Here is a 21,068-nt window from a genome sequence, read left to right on the forward strand (position 1 = left end):
CCTAAAATCTACCAACGAAGATTATTTTCTTCCACTAATTGCTGTCTGGTTTGGCGAGAAACCGAATTTCCTGCGCGGTTTTAGTGCCGATCACAACACGATTCAGATGGCTAGGAATGACAGCATCAAACTGATTTAAAGCCAAACGTCCGCCCATGATCTCAGCAAAGCGCTGCGGATGTAAGGGAGTCTTATCTGGTTCAGCATAACCATCTGGGAACATCGGAAAATCGGTGCTCATATCGTACTTATCCGTGGCACCCAAGGTATGAAGAAACTCGTGTGCAATCACAACATTATTTTTTTCACGCATTTCCGTACTAGCAAACACATTCACCTGACCGATCAAGCCCTCTTGCAAGGCAGTTGAATGATGTACCTGCTGTCTTTGCGGATCGAAATATTGAACAAACAAACGTACTTGGGTTCCCGGCCCCTGCACCTTCGCATTGCGATAAGCCCACCAACGAAACTGCAAACTCCACCACATCACCTCCAATACATTGGCGTTTTCTGGTGGCGCGGGAGGACGTTTTGCCAGCTTTCTTTGTAGACGAATTTGGATAGAAGCATGCTGAGTACGCCCATACTTCTCGGCTTCGGTCAGCATAAACTGTTCAATAGACGCAAATTCATCATGCGTTAAGCGAGAAATATAATCCTCTGCGATCTCGCTGCCATCTCCATTGATCGGGTACAGATTGACCATCAAAGTGTATTTCCACTCGACGGACTGTGTTTTAGCCCGATAACCAGAATAGCTAACGGCAGCTAAGATAAACAACAAAATGAAAATACGGATCGTTTTAAACATGCAAAGAATATTTTGAAATAATGCGCATGATTGTAACTGATAGGCTGATGAGCGACTATGCTAGTTTATTACCATGACGTCAGCGATCGCAGTGCCGACTTTTGGTCAAGCCCTGATCACGATGCAGACTGAAATCAAAATTAAAGGACAAAAACAAAAAAGCAGCCGAAGCTGCTTTTTTGTTTATTTTTCTGATGAAAAATTATTTTTTAGCTTTCTTACCCGCTGCTGTTGCTGGCAAATAAGCGAGTGGATCATTCAAACCACTTTCGTATGCTGTCATGACTGTTTTTGGACGCATGCAAGTTGCGCCCAACGTTGTGGAGTCAGCGGATACAGAGTTCACGCAGACTTGCAATTTCATGATCTTGCTTTGTGGAATGCCAGCTGCAGCAGCAATGGATACTACTGAGTGATGATTCGCACCGTTTGCAATCAGTTGATCAACTGTTTTTTGTAAATTACGGCTAGTAGACAAAGCAGTAAAAATACCATCTACAGAGGTATCAACTGGTTTCGCTGCTTCAATCGCGCAAGCGCTTCCTGCAACAGCCAATCCCAAACACGCGCCAATAATCATTTTCTTCATAGTAGTCTCCTAAATTCGACAAACAATTTTGCCTAACGACTTGATTCTAGTGAGTTTTTACGACACTGCAAAGAATTAATTAGAAAAATCTCGGAAAAAGATTTCGAAGTTAAAATTCAGACAAATACTCTGTTCTCGATTTACGACAAAAATCAATTATTGTGCGTTTTATGCAGCTTTCTCTGCATCAATAAATGTGTCGTTACTAACAATCATCAATTGCCCTCGATATTTTTTAGACAAAGATAAGCCTTAGGGTTTCAGCAATAGTCCAAGCTGGCTGGTTTATCTATGCAGCGGCGCTAAGCGTTGCAAAATTTTCTTCACATCAATGTGTTTTGATTGACGCACCAGAACAGCAGGAATACAGTGAATCACTAGTAATCAGAATATCTCACCAAACTCTGCGTTGAAACACAATCTTAAAGGTCGTGATCGCCATGCAATGCCTTGGATTTCAAAGAGTATTCCACACCATCTGCTGCCTAACTATTTGGCTAGCCTGCACTGGCGCAGATCAAGCCTATGCCAATTCCAAACAAACCTTGCGCTTCACCCATATTTCACAAGAACAAGGATTATCTGACGGCTCCGTCCCAAGCATTTTTCAAGATGAACAAGGATTGATGTGGTTAGGCACCTCAACTGGCTTAGTTCGCTTTGATGGTCGGCACGCACGCGAATGGAAAGCCAATCCTGAAGATGAAAATAGTTTGAGTGGTCCATTGGTGTCGGCCATCTTAAAAGGACATCAAAACTATTTATGGATAGGCACCTCTGGTGGTCTCGATAGACTTGATACAAAAACCGAAAAAATTGAACGTGTGGCAATGCCTAGCGAGCTATCTTTTCAGCAAAAACGTATTTGGTCTTTGGCTTCAAATATCAATGACAGAATTTGGATTGCGACCCAGCATCAACTATATTTATTTGATCCGCATGCGACCAATCAGCAAGGATTCACAGCCATCAAACTGACTGGAGATTCTGGTGCCCTCCTACGCTCGCTAGCGAGTGACGGCCGCGGTGGCGTTTGGGCAGCCTTGGGGTCACGAGTGTTTCATCTGAACGAGTCTGCACAACTTGATGTGCAATTTGATGCGGCAAGTGTTACACCTAACAAAGCGCGAGTCGATGCATCGATACGTTTCATGCAACTAGATAATCAGGGACGTTTGTGGTTGGGAACCCAAACAGGTTTACAAGTTTGGAATATCGCCAAGCCAGAACCGAAACTCGACATTATTGACAAGCAAATCAACTTACCGAAAGAACGTATATTTGCGATCCTCATGGATGAAGCAAAATCAATGTGGATAGGATTTGGTGGCAGCATTGGCCTCTATCGTATTCGTTCAGATCAAACCGAGCAACCAATCAAGATAGAACAGTACAAAAACTATCCAACCTTAAGCTCAAGCATCATCAACAACTCCATCGCCTCACTATTTCAAGATCGCACTGGTACTTTGTGGGTAGGCACTTGGGGTTACGGTATCAGTTTAGTCAATTTACGAAGCAAAAGCTTCACTCATTATTTCCATCTTGACGAAGAAAAAAACAGTCTAAGCAATAATAATGTGATGTCGATTGATGTGGACCGCACTGGCAAGGCTTGGGTCGCCAGTTATGGTGGAGCACTCAACTATTTAGATCTTGAGACCGGCGAGGCGCAGCATTTCACTAGCACACAAACAGGCCTGCGCTTTATGAAGGCCTTACACTTAGAAACTGAGCGTCGACTGTGGCTTGGTGGTGATGACGGCTTAACTCTATTTGATCCGCTGATCAAACGTTCACAAAAAATTCCATTGTCGCCAAGTAGTCCTAGTGCAGGATCAATCAGTTCCATCATCATCGATCGACATGGTGATACATGGGCCGGCAGTGGTAATGGTTTGTATCGAATTTCGCCTAGTCTACAAGTGACGACCTACAAAGCCAATCCAAATCAAACTGGAGCTTTGAGTCATGACACCGTCGATTGCTTATTGGAAGACAAAGAAGGAAGAATCTGGATCGGCACCAAAGGAGGCCTGCAATTATGGGACGCTGGGAAGCAACAGTTTATACAGGCGATTCGTTCCAATAGTGAACTAAAAAATCCAAACTCGCTATCAATTTACGGCTTGCACCAAGATTCAGCAGGTCGCATTTGGGTTGGCACCTCGACTGGATTATTTCAGCTAAACCAACATCAAGATCAGTGGCAATTAAAGCCTTGGAACAAGATCAAGGGCATGCCTGCCGGCTGGGTCATCAGCATACAAGAGGATGCCGTTGGAAATTTATGGTTAGGAGCAGAAAAGGGTCTAGTGAAATTATCGATCAATGCGATAAGTGCGCGTGTTTACAGCAATTTCAATGGACCTGTGACGGGTAGTTTTAATTTTGGCGCCAGCACAAAAGCAAAGGACGGCCGCTTATTCTTTGGAGCATGGGGCTTGATTGCATTTCATCCTCAAGAGTTACAGGACAATCAATCGCTAGTGCAAGTCGTGTTGTCCGACATTCTGGTGTTCAACCGCTCGCTCAAGAATTTAAGCGTAGCGGATAAACAAATTCAGCAAACCCAGCAAAACAATTATGTATCGCCAAAGCTGGTTGATACCCACCAGCATAATCTAGCAGAAATTGGTGTAAACACGCTGATACATGAAGCTAAGGAAATTAGACTCTCACCCAAGTACAGCATGATTAGTTTTGAATTCTCCGCTTTGCAATTTTATGACCACAAACAAAATCGTTATGCCTGGCAGCTAGAAGGCTTTGATAACGAATGGATTTACGGCAAACCCGGCGAGGCACTCGCGACCTATACCAATTTGGATCAAGGAAATTACACGCTCAAAGTAAAAGCAGCGAGTTCAACCGGTGATTGGAACGAAACAGCGCTGACATTAAAGATCAAAGTTTTTCCACCATTTTGGAAAAGTTGGTGGTTTATTTCGCTCTTAACTCTGAGTATCTCTGCCCTGTTTATTTGGTTCTATCGGTTTCGTGTTGGCTTCTTAAAACGTGCGCGTGACCAACTAGAGCAGCAAGTTAATTTACGCACGCAAGAAGTACAAGTGCAGAAAGAACAATTACGCAGAGAAAAGGAAATTGCCGAACAAGAACGTGAAATCGCAGATAAAGCGCGACACGACATTACGCTATTAAGTGAAATTGGTAGAGAAATTAGCGCATCCCTAGACATCGAAGCAATTCAAAAAGTGTTTTATACGCATGTCTCAAAATTAATGGACGCCGATGTTTATGGCATCGGCATGGTCGACTGGGATCAGCGTATCGTCAGCTTCGACAACGTACTAGACCGTGGCGTACCAACCAAACGCTATTACCGACACTTAGACGATGTAAATCAACCCGCAGCACAATGTATTTTGCAAGCGGAAGAATTGAACATTGGGCAGTTTGAATACAACAATACCGTCGTCAATCACACACTTCAAGATTCCGTCTACAACCAGCGCATCGACAACTCAGAAGTAACGCGTACGAATTCAGGCTTATACGTACCGATGCTGATCGACGAACAAGTCATCGGTGTAATCACAGTATTAAGTGCGCGTCCTTACGCTTATGATTCAACTCATCTCGACATGCTTCGAACCTTGGGGGCTTATGCCGCAGTGGCACTTGATAAAGCGCGTGCATACGAGCGAGTGAAATTAACCCAATCAAAACTGGTCGAACAGGAAAAACTCGCGGCCTTGGGTTCTATCGTCGCCGGTGTTGCACATGAGTTAAATACACCGATAGGCAATAGTTTACTGGTGGCGAGCGCGCTCAAAGAAAAAAATGATGAGTTTATCCAAACAATACAGAGCGGCAATTTAAAGCGCTCAGAGATGGAAAGATTCTGTCGAAACTCGACGGAAGCAGTCGATATTATCGTAAGAAATTTAGATACCTCTGCCCAATTAGTAGCAAGCTTCAAACAAATATCGGCGGATCAGACTTCAAATCAACGCCGACGATTTGATCTGGCGAAAATATGTGAAGAACTTGCGAGAACCCTCGCTGCGCGAATTCGGCGCGAGGGACATCAATTAGAAGTCAATATCGAACCCGGTATTTTGATCGATAGTTATCCCGGATCATTAGGACAAGTTTTAAGTAATCTGATCATTAATGCGATAGTGCACGGATTCGATTCAGGTGAGCCGGGGCGCATCGTCATCACCGCCGAATTGGCAAATAAATCCTTAGTTGTGATTCAGTGCCGCGACAATGGTAAGGGCATCCCACAGAAAAATCTCAAACGTATTTTTGAGCCCTTTTTCACTACACGATTAGGACAAGGTGGCAGCGGTCTAGGTTTGCATATTAGCTATAACATCGTGCATTCGATTTTAGGCGGCAACATCGCTGTGCATAGCAAAGAGCATGAAGGTGCATGCTTTGTCATAGAGCTTCCGCTAGTCGCACCGCAAATCACAAACTAAAAAATAACTGAGCACTAGCTAAGTTATTACGAAGGACTAACTAAGCGCAGGCAAACCAAGATCAATACCATCAAAGTCGATTAGAGGAATTAAATTCGTCGCATGTCCGACAAATGGTAAGCGGTCGTGCCAACCCTGTTCGCGTGCTGGCACTAACCAGTAACCATCTTCATCATGCGCAACCCAATATCTGGGTTGCTGCGTGAACTCATAAAAAACTATCGTCATCTCACTCAAGGATAGAATAAATAGGATAGCGACGCCACTCAGGTTCGTGGAAGCGCTTGCCATTGGCGAAGATAAAACTCAATACAGCTTCCTGATTATCTAATAATGAGGGATTAGCGGCTTTCCAAACCGCGAACTTCTCAGCTAACTCAGGTTCCGTCTGCAACATCTCATAGGCACTATCTTCAAATACGTAGTCAGAGAATGCTTCTTTCTTCTCTAAGACACTATTAAAGAATCCCCAACGGAAAAAACTGTCATGCGCTTGTGGCTCTAAAGTCTCGACCGCATAACGCGCATTCGGCTGATTTAGCGATAACAAATAATCTCCAGCTCTGGCATTGATTGTCTGCGTAGTCACCGACAATTCCATCGCATCATGAAACATATGTCCTTCATAAGCATTTGCACGCGATTGCACATCCACAATATGATAAGCCTGAACCTGCATACTGCGATCTTCGCTGAGCTTTTCCAACACGATACCATTCCATTGTAGACGCTCAATCACTTCACGCCATGCTTGTGAAATCAAATACGCTTTCGGTGTTTTCACCACAACATCTTCGACGAAGTGATCAAAGTACTCGATATCTTTTTCCCATGCTTGATTACGGTCATAGGATAAACGCATGTAATTCCCGATCTTACTCGGGCTATACACTGCCTGATAGCCTTTAAAACGGAAGCGTGATGGACGAGAATGATCCGCCCTCCATGTGACAGGCCACTCTTTTTTCTGCGCTGCATTTTGCTTGGCTTCTAGTCGCAAATTTTGAATCTGAGCGGCACGCGCAATAGTGAAATCTAACACCACTTCAACCAATGCCCGCATCGAATCATAGCGATCAGCATATGGTTTTAGCATATGCGTTTCTGGCATGAAACCAATAGTGTGATGTAATGCGGCAAATCCTGTGGAGAAACGCGGCACTTCTAAAAAATCTTCAATCCCATCGTCGGGAGTCACTTTCACCGGATTCACATATGGGCAAGTCGGCCAACCTCGCTGTTCCATCTGCGCGTAAATTTCTGGCAGCATGGTTTCTCTCAAAAATGGCCCTAAACCATCGCCGAGTTTATCTGCCTGAGTTTGAATCAAGGTCATTGTGTAGCTGTAGTCTGCACCATTTGAAGTGTGGGTATCAACCATCACATCGGGATCCCACACGGTAAAGAATCGATTGAACACTTGCGCAGCCAAGCTATCACACTTCACAAAATCACGGTTCAAATCAAGATTGCGGGCGTTTGCGCGGAAACCAAACATTTCCGGTCCATCTTGATTGACGCGCGAAGTATTTTGACGGTTTAAACATCCATCAACGTTATAAATAGGAATAAACAAGAATACCGTTTTCCCCAAAGCAGCGAGACGCTCAGGCTGAGTACAAAAATCACGTACCAAGGCCATGCAAGCATCGATTCCCTCAGGTTCGCCGGGATGAATGCCATTGTTATTAAAAAAGATGGGACGCCCTGCCGCTTTTAAAGTTTCGCGATCAAATACAGCATCCGCAGTGATTACGCCTGCATGCATAGGAATGCCGTTATCGGAAACGCCAATTTGCGAAAAATGTAAAACCTGTGGAAAGTCCTTGGCTAATTTCTCATAAAACGCAATACAAGCATCCCATGTGCTTGTTTGATTTTGATTCCCTAGTTCATAAGGCGTTGGATAAGATGAATTGGCAGGATGTATTGGCATATTCATGAGATTGAGTATTCGATAAAATGAGCGAGATGGGCTGCGATTGTAGCATCGACCCTCCAGAATTTTTCATGTAATCAAGACCATCCAACCAAACGAAGGCAGCCACATGTCGATCAAAAACTATGCAAACCGATGATTTAATTTCTTTAGTCACAAAAACGATGCCTTACGGTAAATTTCAAGGTCGCCTACTCGCGGACTTACCTGGCCACTATTTAGGATGGTTTGCTCGTGAAGGATTTCCGCATGGCGAAATCGGCAGGCTGTTAGAACTGATGTATGAAATTGATCACAATAATTTACGTGAATTACTGACACCACTGAGGAACAATAAATGAGAAGCCACGAATAAGGTGAATACCATTGCCGCTATTAAGCAAAATGCCAACTACGTAAAAAAGTTCAAAAATCAGGAAAAGTATTAGTTAACAATACCCTCAATCTCATCTGCCTATCCCTAATAACTATTTTTGGTTTTCTAAGGCTGAACTGAAGACACTCCCTCTCCAGTAACAAACTTTGTGCGCTTCACATGATCAAGTATGAATTCATGCCGAAGTTTGTAACTAAACACTAGGAGCAAGCAATAAAAATAAGCACGAGAAATACGCACAAGAAATAAGCACTAAAAGTAAATTACAAATTTAAGACAATTTACATAGAACTTAACGAAATGCCGACAGTCTTAGCTCAGCGAATATGTTTGAATGTGAATCTTGTTGCATAAGCTTTAAGCCGACGATTGCAACAAGTAACAAGATAGGTCGCACCCATTTTTGATAGCTCTTTGACTGATCATAAAGAACCACTGATGTACAGAGACACACACCTACCTGTGAAAAAACAAGATACTCCCCTCCGTCTTGTAATTTCGTGTGTCTCTGTACTGATGGGGTTTATTAAATAGAAATCAATAGAATTTCTAATCTGCATATCGTGGCGAGATAGTAGCGTCACAGTAGCCTTATAGCTACATCTTAGCAGCACCTTCGCCGCAACCTCACAGCTCTCTTCCAACTTATTTGCGACTTACTTCCAACTTATTTGCAATTTTTTCGCTGCAAATAATATTCGCTCAAACACCATTCTGAACGCGCTTACGGACAAATTGTATATGGCTTCGCAAGCCATATAGCTCTTCCGCATAAGCTAAAGGAATAGAAATATGATTCACTTTATTTTCGATTTCATTGAGCCTTTGTAATTGCTGTTGCGCGATTTGTTGCCTTTGCTCAGGCGATGCTTCATCTAGCGCATGTTCTACCGAGCGCAATTGCCCATACCAGCGATAGATACGCGAGCGCACACGCCATACATATAACGGAGGAATAATTTTCGATAGTGGTAACGCCAATGCTCCAAAGGCGATGAACAAGACCCACATACGCTCCAAGAAATTCGACATCCAAAAACTCAGATATCGCTGCAAAAATGGAGGTCCACTCTTATAAAATTTTTCAGCCTGCGGCTCTACTGTAATTTCGGTGTACCGATCAGATGGAAATTCGCCCTGCTTACTAAACCAATTTGCGCCACCATGAATTTTCTTGGCAGCTTGCAAAAACAAACTGATTAAAGCTGGATGCAAACTTTCATGCGCGACCAAGGTCGCGGTCGGTGAAATCAAATGATAATCGCGTGAAGGAATATCTCTTCCCATATCGACAATGCCACGTGGCAGCACCACATGCGACAAGAATGGAAATCGACGGGTATATGCTTCTGCCTGTACGAAATCAAATAACTTGACACCTGGCGTTTGTAATAGCATTTGAATCAATTGTGAATCCGATGCCGAACTCATTACCAACACATCGATCTGTTCATTTACAAATGCAACGGTCGCTGGTGTGCTCTCCAATTGATGTATCTCTAATTGATTTTCATCCAGATTATTCACCGACAATAGCTGTTGAAATAAACGTCGCACGCCAAATCCATCAGGGCCAACATTCACACGCTTAGCTTTGAACTCGGCTAAGCTCGTGACTTCTTTTTTACCTCGATAAAATATCCAGATCGGTTCATAAAATAAACTACCTAAAGAAATCAAACCTTTTTCTTGGGCATCTTTCTCTGTGGTTGAGCCACTCTGCACAAAGCCAATGTCAATCTTTGAATCTAAGTCAGCGATGTGTTGAAGATTTTCTTGCGATCCTTGCGATTTGTGAATACGCAAGGTAATTTGGTTCTGCGCTAATTCATCTGCATACTGCTTTGCAAAGCGTTCGTAAGCGCTATTTTCCTGACCCGCACTAAAGTCCAATGTTCTACCCGGTGCAGGGTCAACCACATAATATGCTGCCAGTATCACGGCAATAATCATCAGCGCAATCGGGCCAAATGCAATCAAGGCATCTTTGGTAGAAATCAGCGTAAATTTAATTTTAGGCATCGTTTATAAAAACCAAGTTGATATGATCCATTTGATCCGATTGATCCAAGCGATTTCACGACCCTAGTTTTTGGTACTCTGATTGAAATTGATCTAAACCTTGCAACATGTCTGCAAATGCTAATTGCACTTGCGTTGGATCGCCTTTAACGCCTAACTCAATATGTCGTCGCATTGTGTCAGTTCCAACACTGGGCAAACTAAACACTTTGATTAATGGATAACGCGATTCAAGTTCTTCCATCATCGGCGTTAATAAGGATTCTGCAACTTCGAATACTAATACCGCTTTTTCATCAGAGGCCTGTTGATGAAATAGATGTGCGTAGTGTGTATCCAACACCCAAGCTATCATCGGCCACGCCATTACTGGAAACCCTGGCACAAAATAGTGCTGCTGTATGGCAAAGCCAGGAATTTTATTGAATGGATTAGGGATAATATCGGCACCTTCAGGAAACTCGCCCATTTTCAATCGATGCAAATTGTCGGGGCTACTGAGATCAAGCGCATGTTCAGATCCTACATGCATTTCGGTAATGCGCTCTTGAATAAGTTTCTTTGCTTCTGGATGCAAGACTATCGGCAATCCCAAAGCTGCTGCCGCACACTGGCGAGTATGATCGTCAGGCGTCGCACCAATCCCACCGGTACTAAAAACAATATCACCGCTGGCGAAGCTACGCTTGAGTAGATTGGTGATTCGAACGCGATCATCGCCAACATATTCAGCCCAATCCAAGCTCAAGCCACGTTCCTTCAGAATCTCAATCACTTTAGGTAAATGTTGATCTATCCTTTTGCCAGAAAGAATTTCATCGCCAATAATAATTAAACCAATTCCCATCACATACTCCTAAACCTGTGAATTATTTTGTGCATTAATACCAACCGCTAGCCTCATATCTGGTGCAGATGCTTGACGTAAGTCTTGTAGTGCACGCAAACAAAAATGTTGGTACCACAAGCCAGTAAAAATAAAAATCAAGAGATAAACCCAAATAGCCATGCTGGCGATGATAGGGAAGAAAAATAAATGCGCCACAGAAATCGCACTTCCCAGCCATAGCATGGATGGCAAAGAACTAAACCACCCGGCAATCAAACCAATTAATAAAAGCGAACCGCGATGTTTCGACACAATTTGTTGACGTTCTTCTGGCTCGGCAAACATCGCCAATGCATCATAGCTCATGACACGGTAGGTTAACCATCCCCACAGTAAGGGCTGCACAAAGACATAAATTGGTGGGATAAAAATCAGTGGCAAAGTGATTACCCAGCCCAACACAAATAGAAAAACCGAGCCCAATGAAAAGCCAAAGCTGCGTAAAAATGAAGCACCATATCGTTTTTCTAATGAGGGAAAATCTCTTTCTCCTACGTGTTTAGAAATGACTGGCATAATCAAGACGCCGATAAACAGTAAATTGCTAATGATCACTACAGGTAGCAGCACCCACATCGCCAATAAGGGAATCACCACGGTTTTTAATGCCAATAAACCCAGTGAATTCAACACCTGTGCTGCACTCGAATAGGCCTCGTTTGCCGCAAAATAGGATTGAAAAAAGTCAATCACCGCTTGCAAACGCCAAGCCATTAATCCCCCCCACAGCAATAGAGAAATAATCAATGGAATTATGCTCAACAAGATTATTTTGAAGCGAAACTGCGTCGCAAAAGCTTGCGCCCAAGATCGCATCAGTGCGGATAAATTCATGCAATTACCTTTATAAACAGAGGACAACACAGACAGGTATTCTACCTTGCATTAACAATATAGACACATGCACAAAGATACAAAGACCTAGGCTTTTGATCTACAATTGCGCCACCTATTTTTCATTACTCTTATTCAAGGATCAATTATGTCTTCTATAACTACTGTCAGCGGTCTGCAATACGAAGATAAAGTCGAAGGTAGCGGCGCGGAAGCCACTGCTGGTAAAAACGTCGAAGTACATTACACAGGCTGGTTGCAAAACCCAGACGGTAGCGCCGGCAAAAAATTTGATTCAAGCAAAGACCGCGGCCAGCCATTTGAATTTGCACTTGGCGCTGGTCAAGTAATTAAAGGTTGGGATGAAGGCGTACAAGGAATGAAAGTTGGCGGGACTCGCTTACTAACGATTCCATCCGCCCTAGGCTACGGACCACGCGGTGCAGGCGGCGTGATTCCACCAAACGCAACTTTAATTTTTGAAGTTGAATTACTGGGCGTATAAACTCTCGCTCACTAACATAAAAAATGGCTGCTTCTTTTACGAGAAGCAGCCATTTTTACTTAAAGATTACAGATTCAATCATGTGCAACTTAGAGAAGATGCCTAAACATCGCTAAATTTGATGAGCAATCGCGCTGATTATTTAAACGGACTACTACTATTTAAAGGCGTTCCTTTTTTGGCGCATGTTGGTGGATTCGTCATGCCAAAACTCAGCAAATTACCACCATTGATCACGCAATTATATTCACCGCCATTTGCTTTAACTGCGACATAAGTATTGGTGCCATCGACGTGTTTATTCACTACCACGACATCATTTGGCTGCACGCCTAAGGCACCTGCAGTCTTCGTCTTTACATCGTCATCTGAGAGCATATTTGTTTTTGTCGCAATCGTATTACATGCTGACAATGACAGCACCAAAGCTGTCATCAGTACACTGGTTTTTACGCGCTTGCTAGTCATTGATTCCTCCTAAAAAATAACAAAAAAGAATCATCACTATACATATCAAATTATTCTTAAATTAAACAAATACTTCTCAAAGCGTATAGAAAGTGTATCTATTTAATAAAAGTAAAATGCATTTAATGAATAGCAATTTATGATTAGCAATTAGCGCTCAGCACAAACTTTCCTTAACTTAATACAATGACAACCAGGCTACGGCGAATGCAACGGCACCAACAAACGATCAAGACGCGATCGACTACTCCTTGATAAAGTGCTCGCGATAGTATTTCAATTCCTCAATGGATTCGATGATGTCAGCTAAGGCAGTATGTTTTTGATGTTTTTTAAAGCCACTTGCTAAGGCTGGCTTCCAGCGACGACACAATTCTTTCAAGGTCGACACATCGAGATTTCGATAATGGAAAAACTCCTCCAACTTTGGCATACCGCGGAACATAAAGCGACGATCTTGGCAAATTGTGTTACCGCACATCGGTGATTTTCCTGCTGGAACATACGCTTTCAAAAAGCTAATCAAGGCCTTTTCAGCGTCTGCTTCGGTAATCGTCGATGCTTTAACTCGATCAATCAGTCCCGAGCGACCATGCGTACCTTTGTTCCAAGCATCCATTTTATTCAAAACTTCATCTGATTGATGAATCGCAAATACGGGGCCTTCAGCCAATACGTTTAACTGCATATCGGTCACAACCACCGCAATTTCGATAATTTTATCGTTGTCGGGATCTAAGCCAGTCATTTCCATATCGACCCAAATTAGATTCATCTCGTTTGGCTTAGCTGGTTTCACCGCGCTTGCTGTTGTGGTTTCATTTACTTCGATATTGCTCTCTTGTGACATAATTCTTCCTAGACGCTAATTTGCTTAATTTCTCAAAATAAACAAAAGCTTAATTTTGAGATAACTAACTTCACTATTTTTCTGATAAAGCAGCATTTTCCCATGAATTCATACACGTTTTCGGTTTTATTCATTGTTTTTCTTGGCATCACGGTTAGCCTGCAATTCTGGTTGTCGTCTCGCCAGCTGCGTCATGTCAGCAAACATCGCGCAGAAGTTCCTGCAGAATTTAAAGAAAAGATTGCACTAGATGCACATCAAAAGGCTGCCGACTATACGATCGCAAAAACCAAGTTTGGCCTTCTATCTTTATTTTTTAGTGTCATCGTGCTGTTAGGCTTTACCCTGTTCGGCGGACTGCAACTAATGTCATTGAGTCTTTATCGCTGGCTAGGCGATGGCATGACTTATCAACTGGGCTTAATCGCCGCCTTTGCACTGATCAGTGGCGCATTAGATTTGCCATTTGACCTGTATCGCCAATTTGTGTTGGAAGAAAAATTTGGCTTCAATAAAATGAATTTAAAATTATTCATCAGTGACTTAATCAAAGGCAGTTTAATCGGCGCTGCGATTGGTCTGCCTTTAGTCTGGGTAGTGATCACCCTTATGGATAAATCGGGCGATTTGTGGTGGTTATATGCTTGGTTAGTGTGGACTGGTTTTCAACTCTTAATGATGCTAATTTTCCCGACCTGGATCGCGCCTTTGTTCAATAAATTTACACCTTTGGCGGATGACAGTTTACGTCAACGTATAGAAGGCTTGATGCAACGTGTTGGCTTTGCCTCTAGCGGTTTATTTGTGATGGATGGTTCTAAACGTAGCGCGCACGGCAATGCTTACTTTTCAGGCTTTGGCAAAACCAAGCGCATCGTTTTCTTCGATACACTCATTGCAAGATTAGCGCCACAAGAAGTCGAAGCAGTACTAGCACATGAGCTTGGGCATTTCAAACTCAAACATATTATTAAAAGAATGATAGTGATGTTCCTTGTTTCACTTGGATTCTTAGCTCTGCTGGGATACTTAAAACAACAAGTTTGGTTCTTTACAGGTTTAGGCGTTGATCCAATTTTGTTCTCGTCCTCCAACAATGCCATGGCATTAATTTTGTTTATGCTGACCTTGCCGGTGTTCACATTTGTACTGTCGCCATTAACATCGATTAGTTCACGTAAACATGAGTTTGAAGCAGACGCTTTTGCAGTGAAACACACTAATGCAGGCGATTTAGTTTCAGCGCTTGTCAAATTGTATGAAGACAATGCGTCAACACTGACTCCTGATCCAATACACTCCGCTTTCTATGACTCGCATCCACCCGCGTCTATTAGAATCGCGCACTTGCACCAGCAAGCGAAACTAGCATAATTTACTAACTGCAATTAGCGTGAAACAAACTATTTTCCGAACGACTTAATCAAAACTCGCATATGAAAACTTCTGATCTCTTAGCAAAAAAATCAGCGCACACTGAAATCGGCTTACAAGAACAAGAACTGCCGACTTACTTTGCAGCGACACCAGGTTGGACACAAGATGGTCCGCGCATTGTCAAAACCTATAACTTCAAAAATTATTACGAAACACTCGCTTTCGTCAACGCGATTGCTTACACCATTCATGAAGAAGACCATCATCCTGAATTAGTCGTCACCTATAATCGCTGTGTCGTCAAATTTGATACGCATACTGTCAATGGTGGAAAAGGTGGCATCTCTGAAAATGACTTCATTTGTGCAGCAAAAATCGATGTAATTTTTACGCAGACCTTCGGTTGATTCACCGCATGTCAAAAAAAATCGCCGCACAAAAAAAATCAGGTCCAACCGAGCAAGCGACGGTAATTGCCGCTCACGGGCGGCATTATCTAGTTCAAGCCAAGGGTATCAAATTACATTGCGTAACACGTGGTAAAAAGAGTGATGTTGCCGTTGGTGACATCGTTGAATACCAACTCACCTCTGCCAACCAAGGCGTGATTGAAACGATCGTGCCGCGCAGTACTTTGCTTTATCGCTCGGATCAATATAAGTCGAAAATGCTTGCGGCGAACTTAACGCAATTGATCATTGTCGTCGCTACCGAACCTAGCTTTTCCGATGATCTAATTTCACGAGCCTTAGTCGCCTCTGAATCGTCTGGCATCAAAGCCCATATTGTTCTGAACAAAATCGACGTGGCTACAAGCTTACCAAAAGCGAGAGAACGTATCGCTCTATATGCATCACTTGGCTATCCGGTACACGAAGTATCTGTCACCGCACAAGCCGAAGCAACACGCGAAAAAATGCTGTCGCTCATACAAGGGCAACGTACCATTTTGATTGGACAATCGGGTATGGGGAAATCGTCGCTCATCAATCTCTTAATCCCCGACGCTGAAATTGCGACACGCGAAATTTCCGCTGCATTAGATACCGGAAAACACACCACCACCTTCACTCGCCTATTTCAAATGGCGGAGTATCAAGATCAAGCAACGTATGTGATTGACTCACCAGGTTTTCAAGAATTCGGTTTACATCATTTAAGCGAAGGTATGCTTGAACGCGCTTTTCCAGAATTTCAGCCACATCTAGGCCACTGCAAATTCTATAACTGCCACCATCATACCGAGCCAGGTTGTACCGTTCTCGAAGCGCTTAAGCGTGGTGAAATTAGTCAAATGCGCCATGATTTGTTCAAACAACTCGTCCATGAAGCGGCACAGACGATAGGCTATTGATGTGCAACTAGGCTAAGTAAATCAGTGGATTAAATTTAGGGCATTTAGAAAATATAGAAGTGATTTAAATTTTTATTTAAGTCATTTCTAGTTTGAAATAGACAAGCTAGAAAACACCAAATTAAGGAACGGGCTTGCTCCATTTCTGCTCCAATTTCGCGTAGATTCCATTCTTTTTAATCCTACGCAAACCGCGATCTAATAACTCAGCATATTTAGTCGAATCCGCTCTCTGACGTGAAAAACTCACGTATAAAGAATTTTGTCCGATACTACCGACCTGCTTAATCTTTCCACTAAATTCTTCAGGATAACGATTCACCAAATAGTCGACCACGCGTGTGTAAATCAAGGAATACTCAGAACGTTGGCGCACTAATTTTCTAAGATTAGACAAGTCGGTTGGTGCAACCTCACGACTGATACTTTGATCAGTATCGACTTCATCCGTATAGGTATATCCATGTGTCACACCGACTTGCTTTCCGCGCAAATGTGTCACTTGTAAATTGCTCGCGGTAGAGCTCTGCAAAGCATAAATTCCGATCTCTGCTTTAAAAATAGGTTCAGTATGAAACAGCAAGACCTTACTTAGTTTGCTGTCTTTTAAGCTATCAAAGCAACCTAACTCTTGCCCAGTTTCAGCCAGCATCAAACATCTGGCATAAGGAGCCGATTTGAAATTCACCTTCACGTCAACGGCAGCAAAGGCAGCTTCTATGATATCCACTGCCCAGCCTTGCAATTTACCGTCTTTATAGGCGGCGTAGGGATACCATTCATCCTCGCCGACCAAGCTGATGCTCTGCGTTTGCTCTTCCGCGTAAACAGCTTGGAGATTCGCCATATAAATGACGAAACCAATAGCGATTAGGATGATCTTTTTTAAGCCACTTAAATAAGCGCTGTCGTGCATAAAATGCTCTCAATATTTACTACAAGCATTTAAACATAAAACTTTATTTGTACAAAAAAATAAGATCAGTTTTGTCTTAAATAACCAAATAGTTACTGATTTAACGCAATCTGTGCAGAACTAAATAACATTCTCGCTGTCTGTAAAAATCAACGATATGATCTCGTGATGTCGAGTTCTTTGACCAAATCTTGGCTCCAGTGACTTAGCGCGAGCCTTTTTATTTCAACCTTTGGATAAGAAAAATTATGAAACTCCAGCCATTATTTCTTAGTCTCTCCCTCGCAGGAATGATCTCTTCCGCTTATGCGGTGGATAACCAAGCGTATGCACGATTTCCGACAATTCGCGCGGACACGGTTGTGTTCACGGCGGAAGGAGATTTATGGAAAACAAGTACAAATGGCGGCGCAGCGCAACGCTTAACAACGCACCTAGGTGCAGAAACGCATGCTGCAATATCACAAGACGGTCAATGGTTGGCTTTTTCGGCTACTTATGAAGGCGCGCAAGAAGCTTATGTGATGCCAATTCAAGGCGGCGTACCGAAACGGATTAGTTTCGACAATACCGTTGTCACGGTATTAGGTTGGAGCGCGCAAGGTGAAGTATTGGTTACCAGTCAAAACCAAGTGGGTCCGACTTCACAAACTGTGATCTCGGCGATCAACCCTAAAAATTTACAACGTCAGATTTTCCCGGTAACTGATGCAAATGAAGCCGCAGTAGATGACGCAGGCAAAACTTTATTTTTTACCCGACTTGGTTTGCATACACGCAATGACAATGCAAAATTGTATCGTGGCGGCGCGGTCGCACAATTGTGGAAGTTTGATCTGCAAGCAAAGAGCGAAGCCGTCAATTTATTCGCGACTGAAAAATCCAATAACCGCCGCCCTATGCTGTGGAAAAATCGCTTATATTTTTTGAGTGATCGAGATGGTGCCTACAATATTTACGCAGCCAATCTCGATGGTAGCGACGCTAAAGCCATAACCAAGCATCGCGATTGGGAAGTGAGAAATCCACAATTAGGCGATGGCAAAATCGCGTATCAATTGGGAGCCAATTTACACGTACTCGATCTCAATAAACAAGACGATAAATCATTAAACCTCGCCTTGGTTTCCGACTTTGACCAATCTCGCCAACGTCATATTAAAAACCCACTCGACTTTTTGACGAATACACAGATTGCCGCAAAAGACGATAAATTGGTGTTCACGGCGCGCGGTCAAATCACCGTCGCCACTACCGGTAATCAACGTCGTGTCGACATCGTTTTACCGGAAGGTGCGAGAGCACGCGAAGCTGTATTCTCGCACGACGATCGTTATATCTATGCTTTTGCTGACAGTAGTGGCGAAAATGAAATTTGGCGTTTTCCCGCCAATGGCAATGGCAAACCAGAGCAATTAACCAAAGACGGCGAAACCCATCGTCTCACATTAGCGCCCTCGCCTGATGGCAAGTTTATTGCACATACCGACAAGCGTGGCAGACTGTGGTTACTTGAACTCGCAACCAAAACAAACACGATCATCGATGACGCTTCGAAAGAAGGTCACGGCACCCACGATGAAATTGTCTGGTCGCCTGATAGTAAAACCTTAGCGATGGTACGTGGCAATAGCAGTCAAGGACGCAATCAAATCGGTTTGTACGATTTAGACAGCAAACAAACGCATTTTGTAACAACCGATCGTTATGAGTCAGAGTCACCAACTTTTTCTGGCGATGGAAAATGGCTCTATTTTTTATCGAATCGCAATTTCCAACCTGGTGTCGGTGCGCCATGGGGCGATCGTAACATGGGCACTTATTTTGACAAACGTGCTGGCATTTTCGCATTAGCCTTACAACCAGGAAATCGTTTTCCGTTTAAGCCGGATGACGAGTTGAGTAAAACTGGCGATAAAGCCAACGATAAAGCAAACGATAAGCCTACTGAAAAATCTAGTGACAAAACGGATGCGAACGAAGCCAATAAAGAATCTAAAAAAGTAGAGAATACGACGGCAAAAAGATCAAACAGTATTGTCTATCAAGGACTAGCTGAGCGTTTATATGAGGTTCCCATCGCGGCTGGCAATTATCGTCGCTTAGTCACTGACGATAAACGCTTGTATTTCCTTGAGCGTGATCCAGTTGATCGTAGTCGTAGTCATGTAAAAACACTGGCAATCGCGAAAACTGCACCACAAGCGGAAGTGTTCGCGCCTGGCGTACGTAATTTTGACTTATCTTTAGACAAGAAACGTGTATTCCTGCACAGCGGTAGCGGCACTGGTGATTTCTTCGTTGTCGATGCTGGAGCAAAAGCACCACCCGACATGAGCAAAGCCAAGCTCAAAGTCGACGATTGGACTTTTAGCTCCAATCCACGGCAAGAATGGAAACAAATGTTCACCGATGCTTGGCGTATGCATCGTGACTTCTTATACGATACGAATATGCGTGGTGTTGATTGGGTCAAAGTGCGTGAGAAGTACGCGCCTTTGGTTGAGCGTATCACAGATCGCGCGGAGCTAAATGATCTGCTCGGATTAATGGTCAGTGAAGTTAGTTCATTGCACTCACAAGTGCGCCCTGGCGATATCCGTCGCGCTGCTCCAGATGGTGTAGCGGCTGGACTTGGTGCTGTGCTGAGCAAGACTAATGAAGGCTATCGTATAGATCACATCTATCGCAGCGAGCCCGATTTACCATCGCAACGCGCCCCGCTCGACAATCCAGATCTTGACGTGAAAGTGGGTGACTTGATCACTGCAATCAATGGCAAAGATGTGAACACGGTGCGCGACATTTCTGATCTGCTATTAAATCAAGCCGACAAACAAGTATTACTGCAGGTGAAACGTGGTACCAACAGCAAATCAATGTTGGTGTCGCCGATCAATATGATGAAGCAAGCGAACCTGCGCTATAGCGACTGGGAGCAAAGTTTGTCTAGCAAAGTGGATCGCGCATCAAATGGCAAAATTGGCTATCTGCATCTGAGAGCAATGACCCCTGCTGATGTCTCCAGTTTTGCACGCGATTTCTATGCTAACTATGATCGCGATGGATTAATCATCGATGTGCGTCGCAATAACGGTGGCAATATCGATAGCTGGATCATCGAAAAACTCTTGCGTAAAGCGTGGGCATTTTGGGCGCCGCCAGGGCAACAGGCTTACGCCAACATGCAACAAACTTTCCGTGGTCATTTGGTCGTACTGATTGATGAGCTGACGTATTCAGATGGTGAAACTTTTGCTGCTGGCGTCAAAGCACTTAACCTTGGCCCACTAGTCGGTAAACGAACCGCTGGCGCTGGAGTTTGGTTATCAGACAGAAATACGCTAGCGGACAATGGGATGGTACGCGCGGCAGAGAATGCGCAATTTGATGCGAGAGACGGCCGCTGGATGGTGGAAGGTGTTGGCGTTGCACCTGATATTGAAGTCGACAATCCACCGAATGCTAGCTTCAAAGGCGAAGACAAACAGTTAGAAGCAGCGATTAATTATCTGCAGAAGAAACTGAAAGAACAGCCGATTAAGCCACTACGACCACAAGCGATTCCACCATTGAAGTAATCGGAATAGCATAAAAAATGGCGCAGAGATGATTAGATCTGCGCCATTTTTATTTTGATTTCTATCGAGAAAGATGCAACTTGTATTTTAGTTTTAGCTTATG

At 43.4% G+C, this 21,068-nt stretch carries 17 protein-coding genes; 7 read left to right on the forward strand and 10 right to left on the reverse strand.

Going from position 1 to position 21,068, the window contains the following annotated elements:
• Nucleotides 1-34: 34 nt before the first annotated feature.
• Both KDM92_RS07695 and KDM92_RS07700 read right to left on the reverse strand, forming a co-directional pair.
• The gene (locus KDM92_RS07695) at nt 35-814 is read right to left on the reverse strand and encodes a metallopeptidase domain-containing protein (RefSeq protein WP_212683810.1); all 780 of its coding nucleotides are present in this window, start codon (nt 812-814) and stop codon (nt 35-37) included.
• A 202-nt stretch (nt 815-1,016) separates the two neighbouring features.
• Entirely contained in the window at nt 1,017-1,403 is a 387-nt protein-coding gene (locus KDM92_RS07700) for a hypothetical protein (RefSeq protein ID WP_189344729.1), read from the reverse strand.
• Nucleotides 1,404-1,843: 440 nt separating this feature from the next.
• On the opposite strand from KDM92_RS07700, the gene KDM92_RS07705 reads away from it, so the two are divergent.
• Nucleotides 1,844-5,854, forward strand: coding sequence for a two-component regulator propeller domain-containing protein (locus KDM92_RS07705; RefSeq protein WP_212683811.1), 4,011 nt, complete (start codon nt 1,844-1,846; stop codon nt 5,852-5,854).
• Nucleotides 5,855-5,890: 36 nt separating this feature from the next.
• Here the strand turns inward: KDM92_RS07705 and KDM92_RS07710 are convergent, their stop codons facing one another.
• Together KDM92_RS07710 and KDM92_RS07715 are read right to left on the reverse strand one after the other, a co-directional pair.
• Nucleotides 5,891-6,082 (reverse strand): hypothetical protein, encoded by a 192-nt coding sequence (locus tag KDM92_RS07710; RefSeq protein WP_212683812.1) that lies wholly within the window; start codon nt 6,080-6,082, stop codon nt 5,891-5,893.
• Between the two features lies 1 nt (nt 6,083).
• Nucleotides 6,084-7,796 carry a M14 family zinc carboxypeptidase gene (locus KDM92_RS07715; RefSeq protein WP_230408235.1) on the reverse strand — a complete coding sequence of 571 codons (1,713 nt, stop codon included), beginning with the start codon at nt 7,794-7,796 and terminating at the stop codon, nt 6,084-6,086.
• 122 nt (nt 7,797-7,918) lie between these two features.
• Between KDM92_RS07715 and KDM92_RS07720 the strand changes: the two genes are divergently transcribed.
• Nucleotides 7,919-8,134, forward strand: coding sequence for a DUF3820 family protein (locus KDM92_RS07720; RefSeq protein ID WP_212683813.1), 216 nt, complete (start codon nt 7,919-7,921; stop codon nt 8,132-8,134).
• Between the two features lie 737 nt (nt 8,135-8,871).
• On the opposite strand, the gene KDM92_RS07725 is transcribed toward KDM92_RS07720, so the two are convergent.
• Genes KDM92_RS07725 through KDM92_RS07735 form a run of 3 tightly spaced genes read right to left on the reverse strand, consistent with a single transcriptional unit; the run spans nt 8,872 to nt 11,914 of the window.
• A complete protein-coding gene (locus KDM92_RS07725) occupies nt 8,872-10,191 on the reverse strand; it encodes a TAXI family TRAP transporter solute-binding subunit (protein WP_212683814.1) in 1,320 nt (439 codons plus the stop codon).
• A 55-nt stretch (nt 10,192-10,246) separates the two neighbouring features.
• Nucleotides 10,247-11,038, reverse strand: a complete 792-nt coding sequence (locus KDM92_RS07730) for a competence/damage-inducible protein A (protein WP_212683815.1) — start codon at nt 11,036-11,038, stop codon at nt 10,247-10,249.
• A 9-nt stretch (nt 11,039-11,047) separates the two neighbouring features.
• Entirely contained in the window at nt 11,048-11,914 is an 867-nt protein-coding gene (locus KDM92_RS07735) for an EI24 domain-containing protein (protein WP_212683816.1), read from the reverse strand.
• Nucleotides 11,915-12,062: 148 nt separating this feature from the next.
• On the opposite strand from KDM92_RS07735, the gene KDM92_RS07740 reads away from it, so the two are divergent.
• Nucleotides 12,063-12,419, forward strand: a complete 357-nt coding sequence (locus KDM92_RS07740; protein ID WP_189344736.1) for an FKBP-type peptidyl-prolyl cis-trans isomerase — start codon at nt 12,063-12,065, stop codon at nt 12,417-12,419.
• Between the two features lie 138 nt (nt 12,420-12,557).
• Here KDM92_RS07740 and KDM92_RS07745 read toward each other — a convergent pair whose 3' ends face one another.
• Entirely contained in the window at nt 12,558-12,887 is a 330-nt protein-coding gene (locus tag KDM92_RS07745) for a hypothetical protein (protein WP_212683817.1), read from the reverse strand.
• Nucleotides 12,888-13,131: 244 nt separating this feature from the next.
• Entirely contained in the window at nt 13,132-13,737 is a 606-nt protein-coding gene (gene orn, locus KDM92_RS07750) for an oligoribonuclease (protein ID WP_189344737.1), read from the reverse strand.
• Nucleotides 13,738-13,839: 102 nt separating this feature from the next.
• On the opposite strand from orn, the gene KDM92_RS07755 reads away from it, so the two are divergent.
• From KDM92_RS07755 to rsgA, 3 genes are all read left to right on the forward strand, one after another.
• Nucleotides 13,840-15,111, forward strand: coding sequence for a M48 family metallopeptidase (locus KDM92_RS07755; RefSeq protein WP_212683818.1), 1,272 nt, complete (start codon nt 13,840-13,842; stop codon nt 15,109-15,111).
• Between the two features lie 62 nt (nt 15,112-15,173).
• On the forward strand, nt 15,174-15,521 hold the full coding sequence (locus KDM92_RS07760) for a 4a-hydroxytetrahydrobiopterin dehydratase (protein WP_212683819.1): 348 nt from the start codon (nt 15,174-15,176) through the stop codon (nt 15,519-15,521).
• A gap of 8 nt (nt 15,522-15,529) precedes the next feature.
• Nucleotides 15,530-16,468, forward strand: coding sequence for a ribosome small subunit-dependent GTPase A (gene rsgA / locus KDM92_RS07765; protein WP_212683820.1), 939 nt, complete (start codon nt 15,530-15,532; stop codon nt 16,466-16,468).
• 121 nt (nt 16,469-16,589) lie between these two features.
• Here rsgA and KDM92_RS07770 read toward each other — a convergent pair whose 3' ends face one another.
• Nucleotides 16,590-17,384, reverse strand: a complete 795-nt coding sequence (locus KDM92_RS07770) for a substrate-binding periplasmic protein (protein WP_212683821.1) — start codon at nt 17,382-17,384, stop codon at nt 16,590-16,592.
• A 248-nt stretch (nt 17,385-17,632) separates the two neighbouring features.
• Here KDM92_RS07770 and KDM92_RS07775 point away from each other — a divergent pair, with 248 nt between their 5' ends.
• Nucleotides 17,633-20,965, forward strand: a complete 3,333-nt coding sequence (locus KDM92_RS07775; protein WP_212683822.1) for a S41 family peptidase — start codon at nt 17,633-17,635, stop codon at nt 20,963-20,965.
• Nucleotides 20,966-21,068: the final 103 nt, after the last annotated feature.

This window comes from Affinundibacterium baiyunense (assembly GCF_018139645.1).
Classification (GTDB): Bacteria; Pseudomonadota; Gammaproteobacteria; order Burkholderiales; family Burkholderiaceae_D; genus Undibacterium; species Undibacterium baiyunense.

Bases quoted from the DNA above. Each gene is read 5' to 3' on its own strand.
- KDM92_RS07760 (WP_212683819.1), top strand. From the start codon at position 15,174: ATGAAAACTTCTGATCTCTTAGCAAAAAAATCAGCGCACACTGAAATC.
- KDM92_RS07715 (WP_230408235.1), bottom strand. From the start codon at position 7,796: ATGAATATGCCAATACATCCTGCCAATTCATCTTATCCAACGCCTTAT.
- KDM92_RS07725 (WP_212683814.1), bottom strand. From the start codon at position 10,191: ATGCCTAAAATTAAATTTACGCTGATTTCTACCAAAGATGCCTTGATT.
- KDM92_RS07710 (WP_212683812.1), bottom strand. From the start codon at position 6,082: ATGACGATAGTTTTTTATGAGTTCACGCAGCAACCCAGATATTGGGTT.
- KDM92_RS07755 (WP_212683818.1), top strand. From the start codon at position 13,840: ATGAATTCATACACGTTTTCGGTTTTATTCATTGTTTTTCTTGGCATC.
- KDM92_RS07705 (WP_212683811.1), top strand. From the start codon at position 1,844: ATGCAATGCCTTGGATTTCAAAGAGTATTCCACACCATCTGCTGCCTA.
- KDM92_RS07770 (WP_212683821.1), bottom strand. From the start codon at position 17,384: ATGCACGACAGCGCTTATTTAAGTGGCTTAAAAAAGATCATCCTAATC.
- KDM92_RS07700 (WP_189344729.1), bottom strand. From the start codon at position 1,403: ATGAAGAAAATGATTATTGGCGCGTGTTTGGGATTGGCTGTTGCAGGA.
- orn (WP_189344737.1), bottom strand. From the start codon at position 13,737: ATGTCACAAGAGAGCAATATCGAAGTAAATGAAACCACAACAGCAAGC.
- KDM92_RS07775 (WP_212683822.1), top strand. From the start codon at position 17,633: ATGAAACTCCAGCCATTATTTCTTAGTCTCTCCCTCGCAGGAATGATC.
- KDM92_RS07740 (WP_189344736.1), top strand. From the start codon at position 12,063: ATGTCTTCTATAACTACTGTCAGCGGTCTGCAATACGAAGATAAAGTC.
- KDM92_RS07695 (WP_212683810.1), bottom strand. From the start codon at position 814: ATGTTTAAAACGATCCGTATTTTCATTTTGTTGTTTATCTTAGCTGCC.
- KDM92_RS07720 (WP_212683813.1), top strand. From the start codon at position 7,919: ATGCAAACCGATGATTTAATTTCTTTAGTCACAAAAACGATGCCTTAC.
- rsgA (WP_212683820.1), top strand. From the start codon at position 15,530: ATGTCAAAAAAAATCGCCGCACAAAAAAAATCAGGTCCAACCGAGCAA.
- KDM92_RS07730 (WP_212683815.1), bottom strand. From the start codon at position 11,038: ATGGGAATTGGTTTAATTATTATTGGCGATGAAATTCTTTCTGGCAAA.
- KDM92_RS07745 (WP_212683817.1), bottom strand. From the start codon at position 12,887: ATGACTAGCAAGCGCGTAAAAACCAGTGTACTGATGACAGCTTTGGTG.
- KDM92_RS07735 (WP_212683816.1), bottom strand. From the start codon at position 11,914: ATGAATTTATCCGCACTGATGCGATCTTGGGCGCAAGCTTTTGCGACG.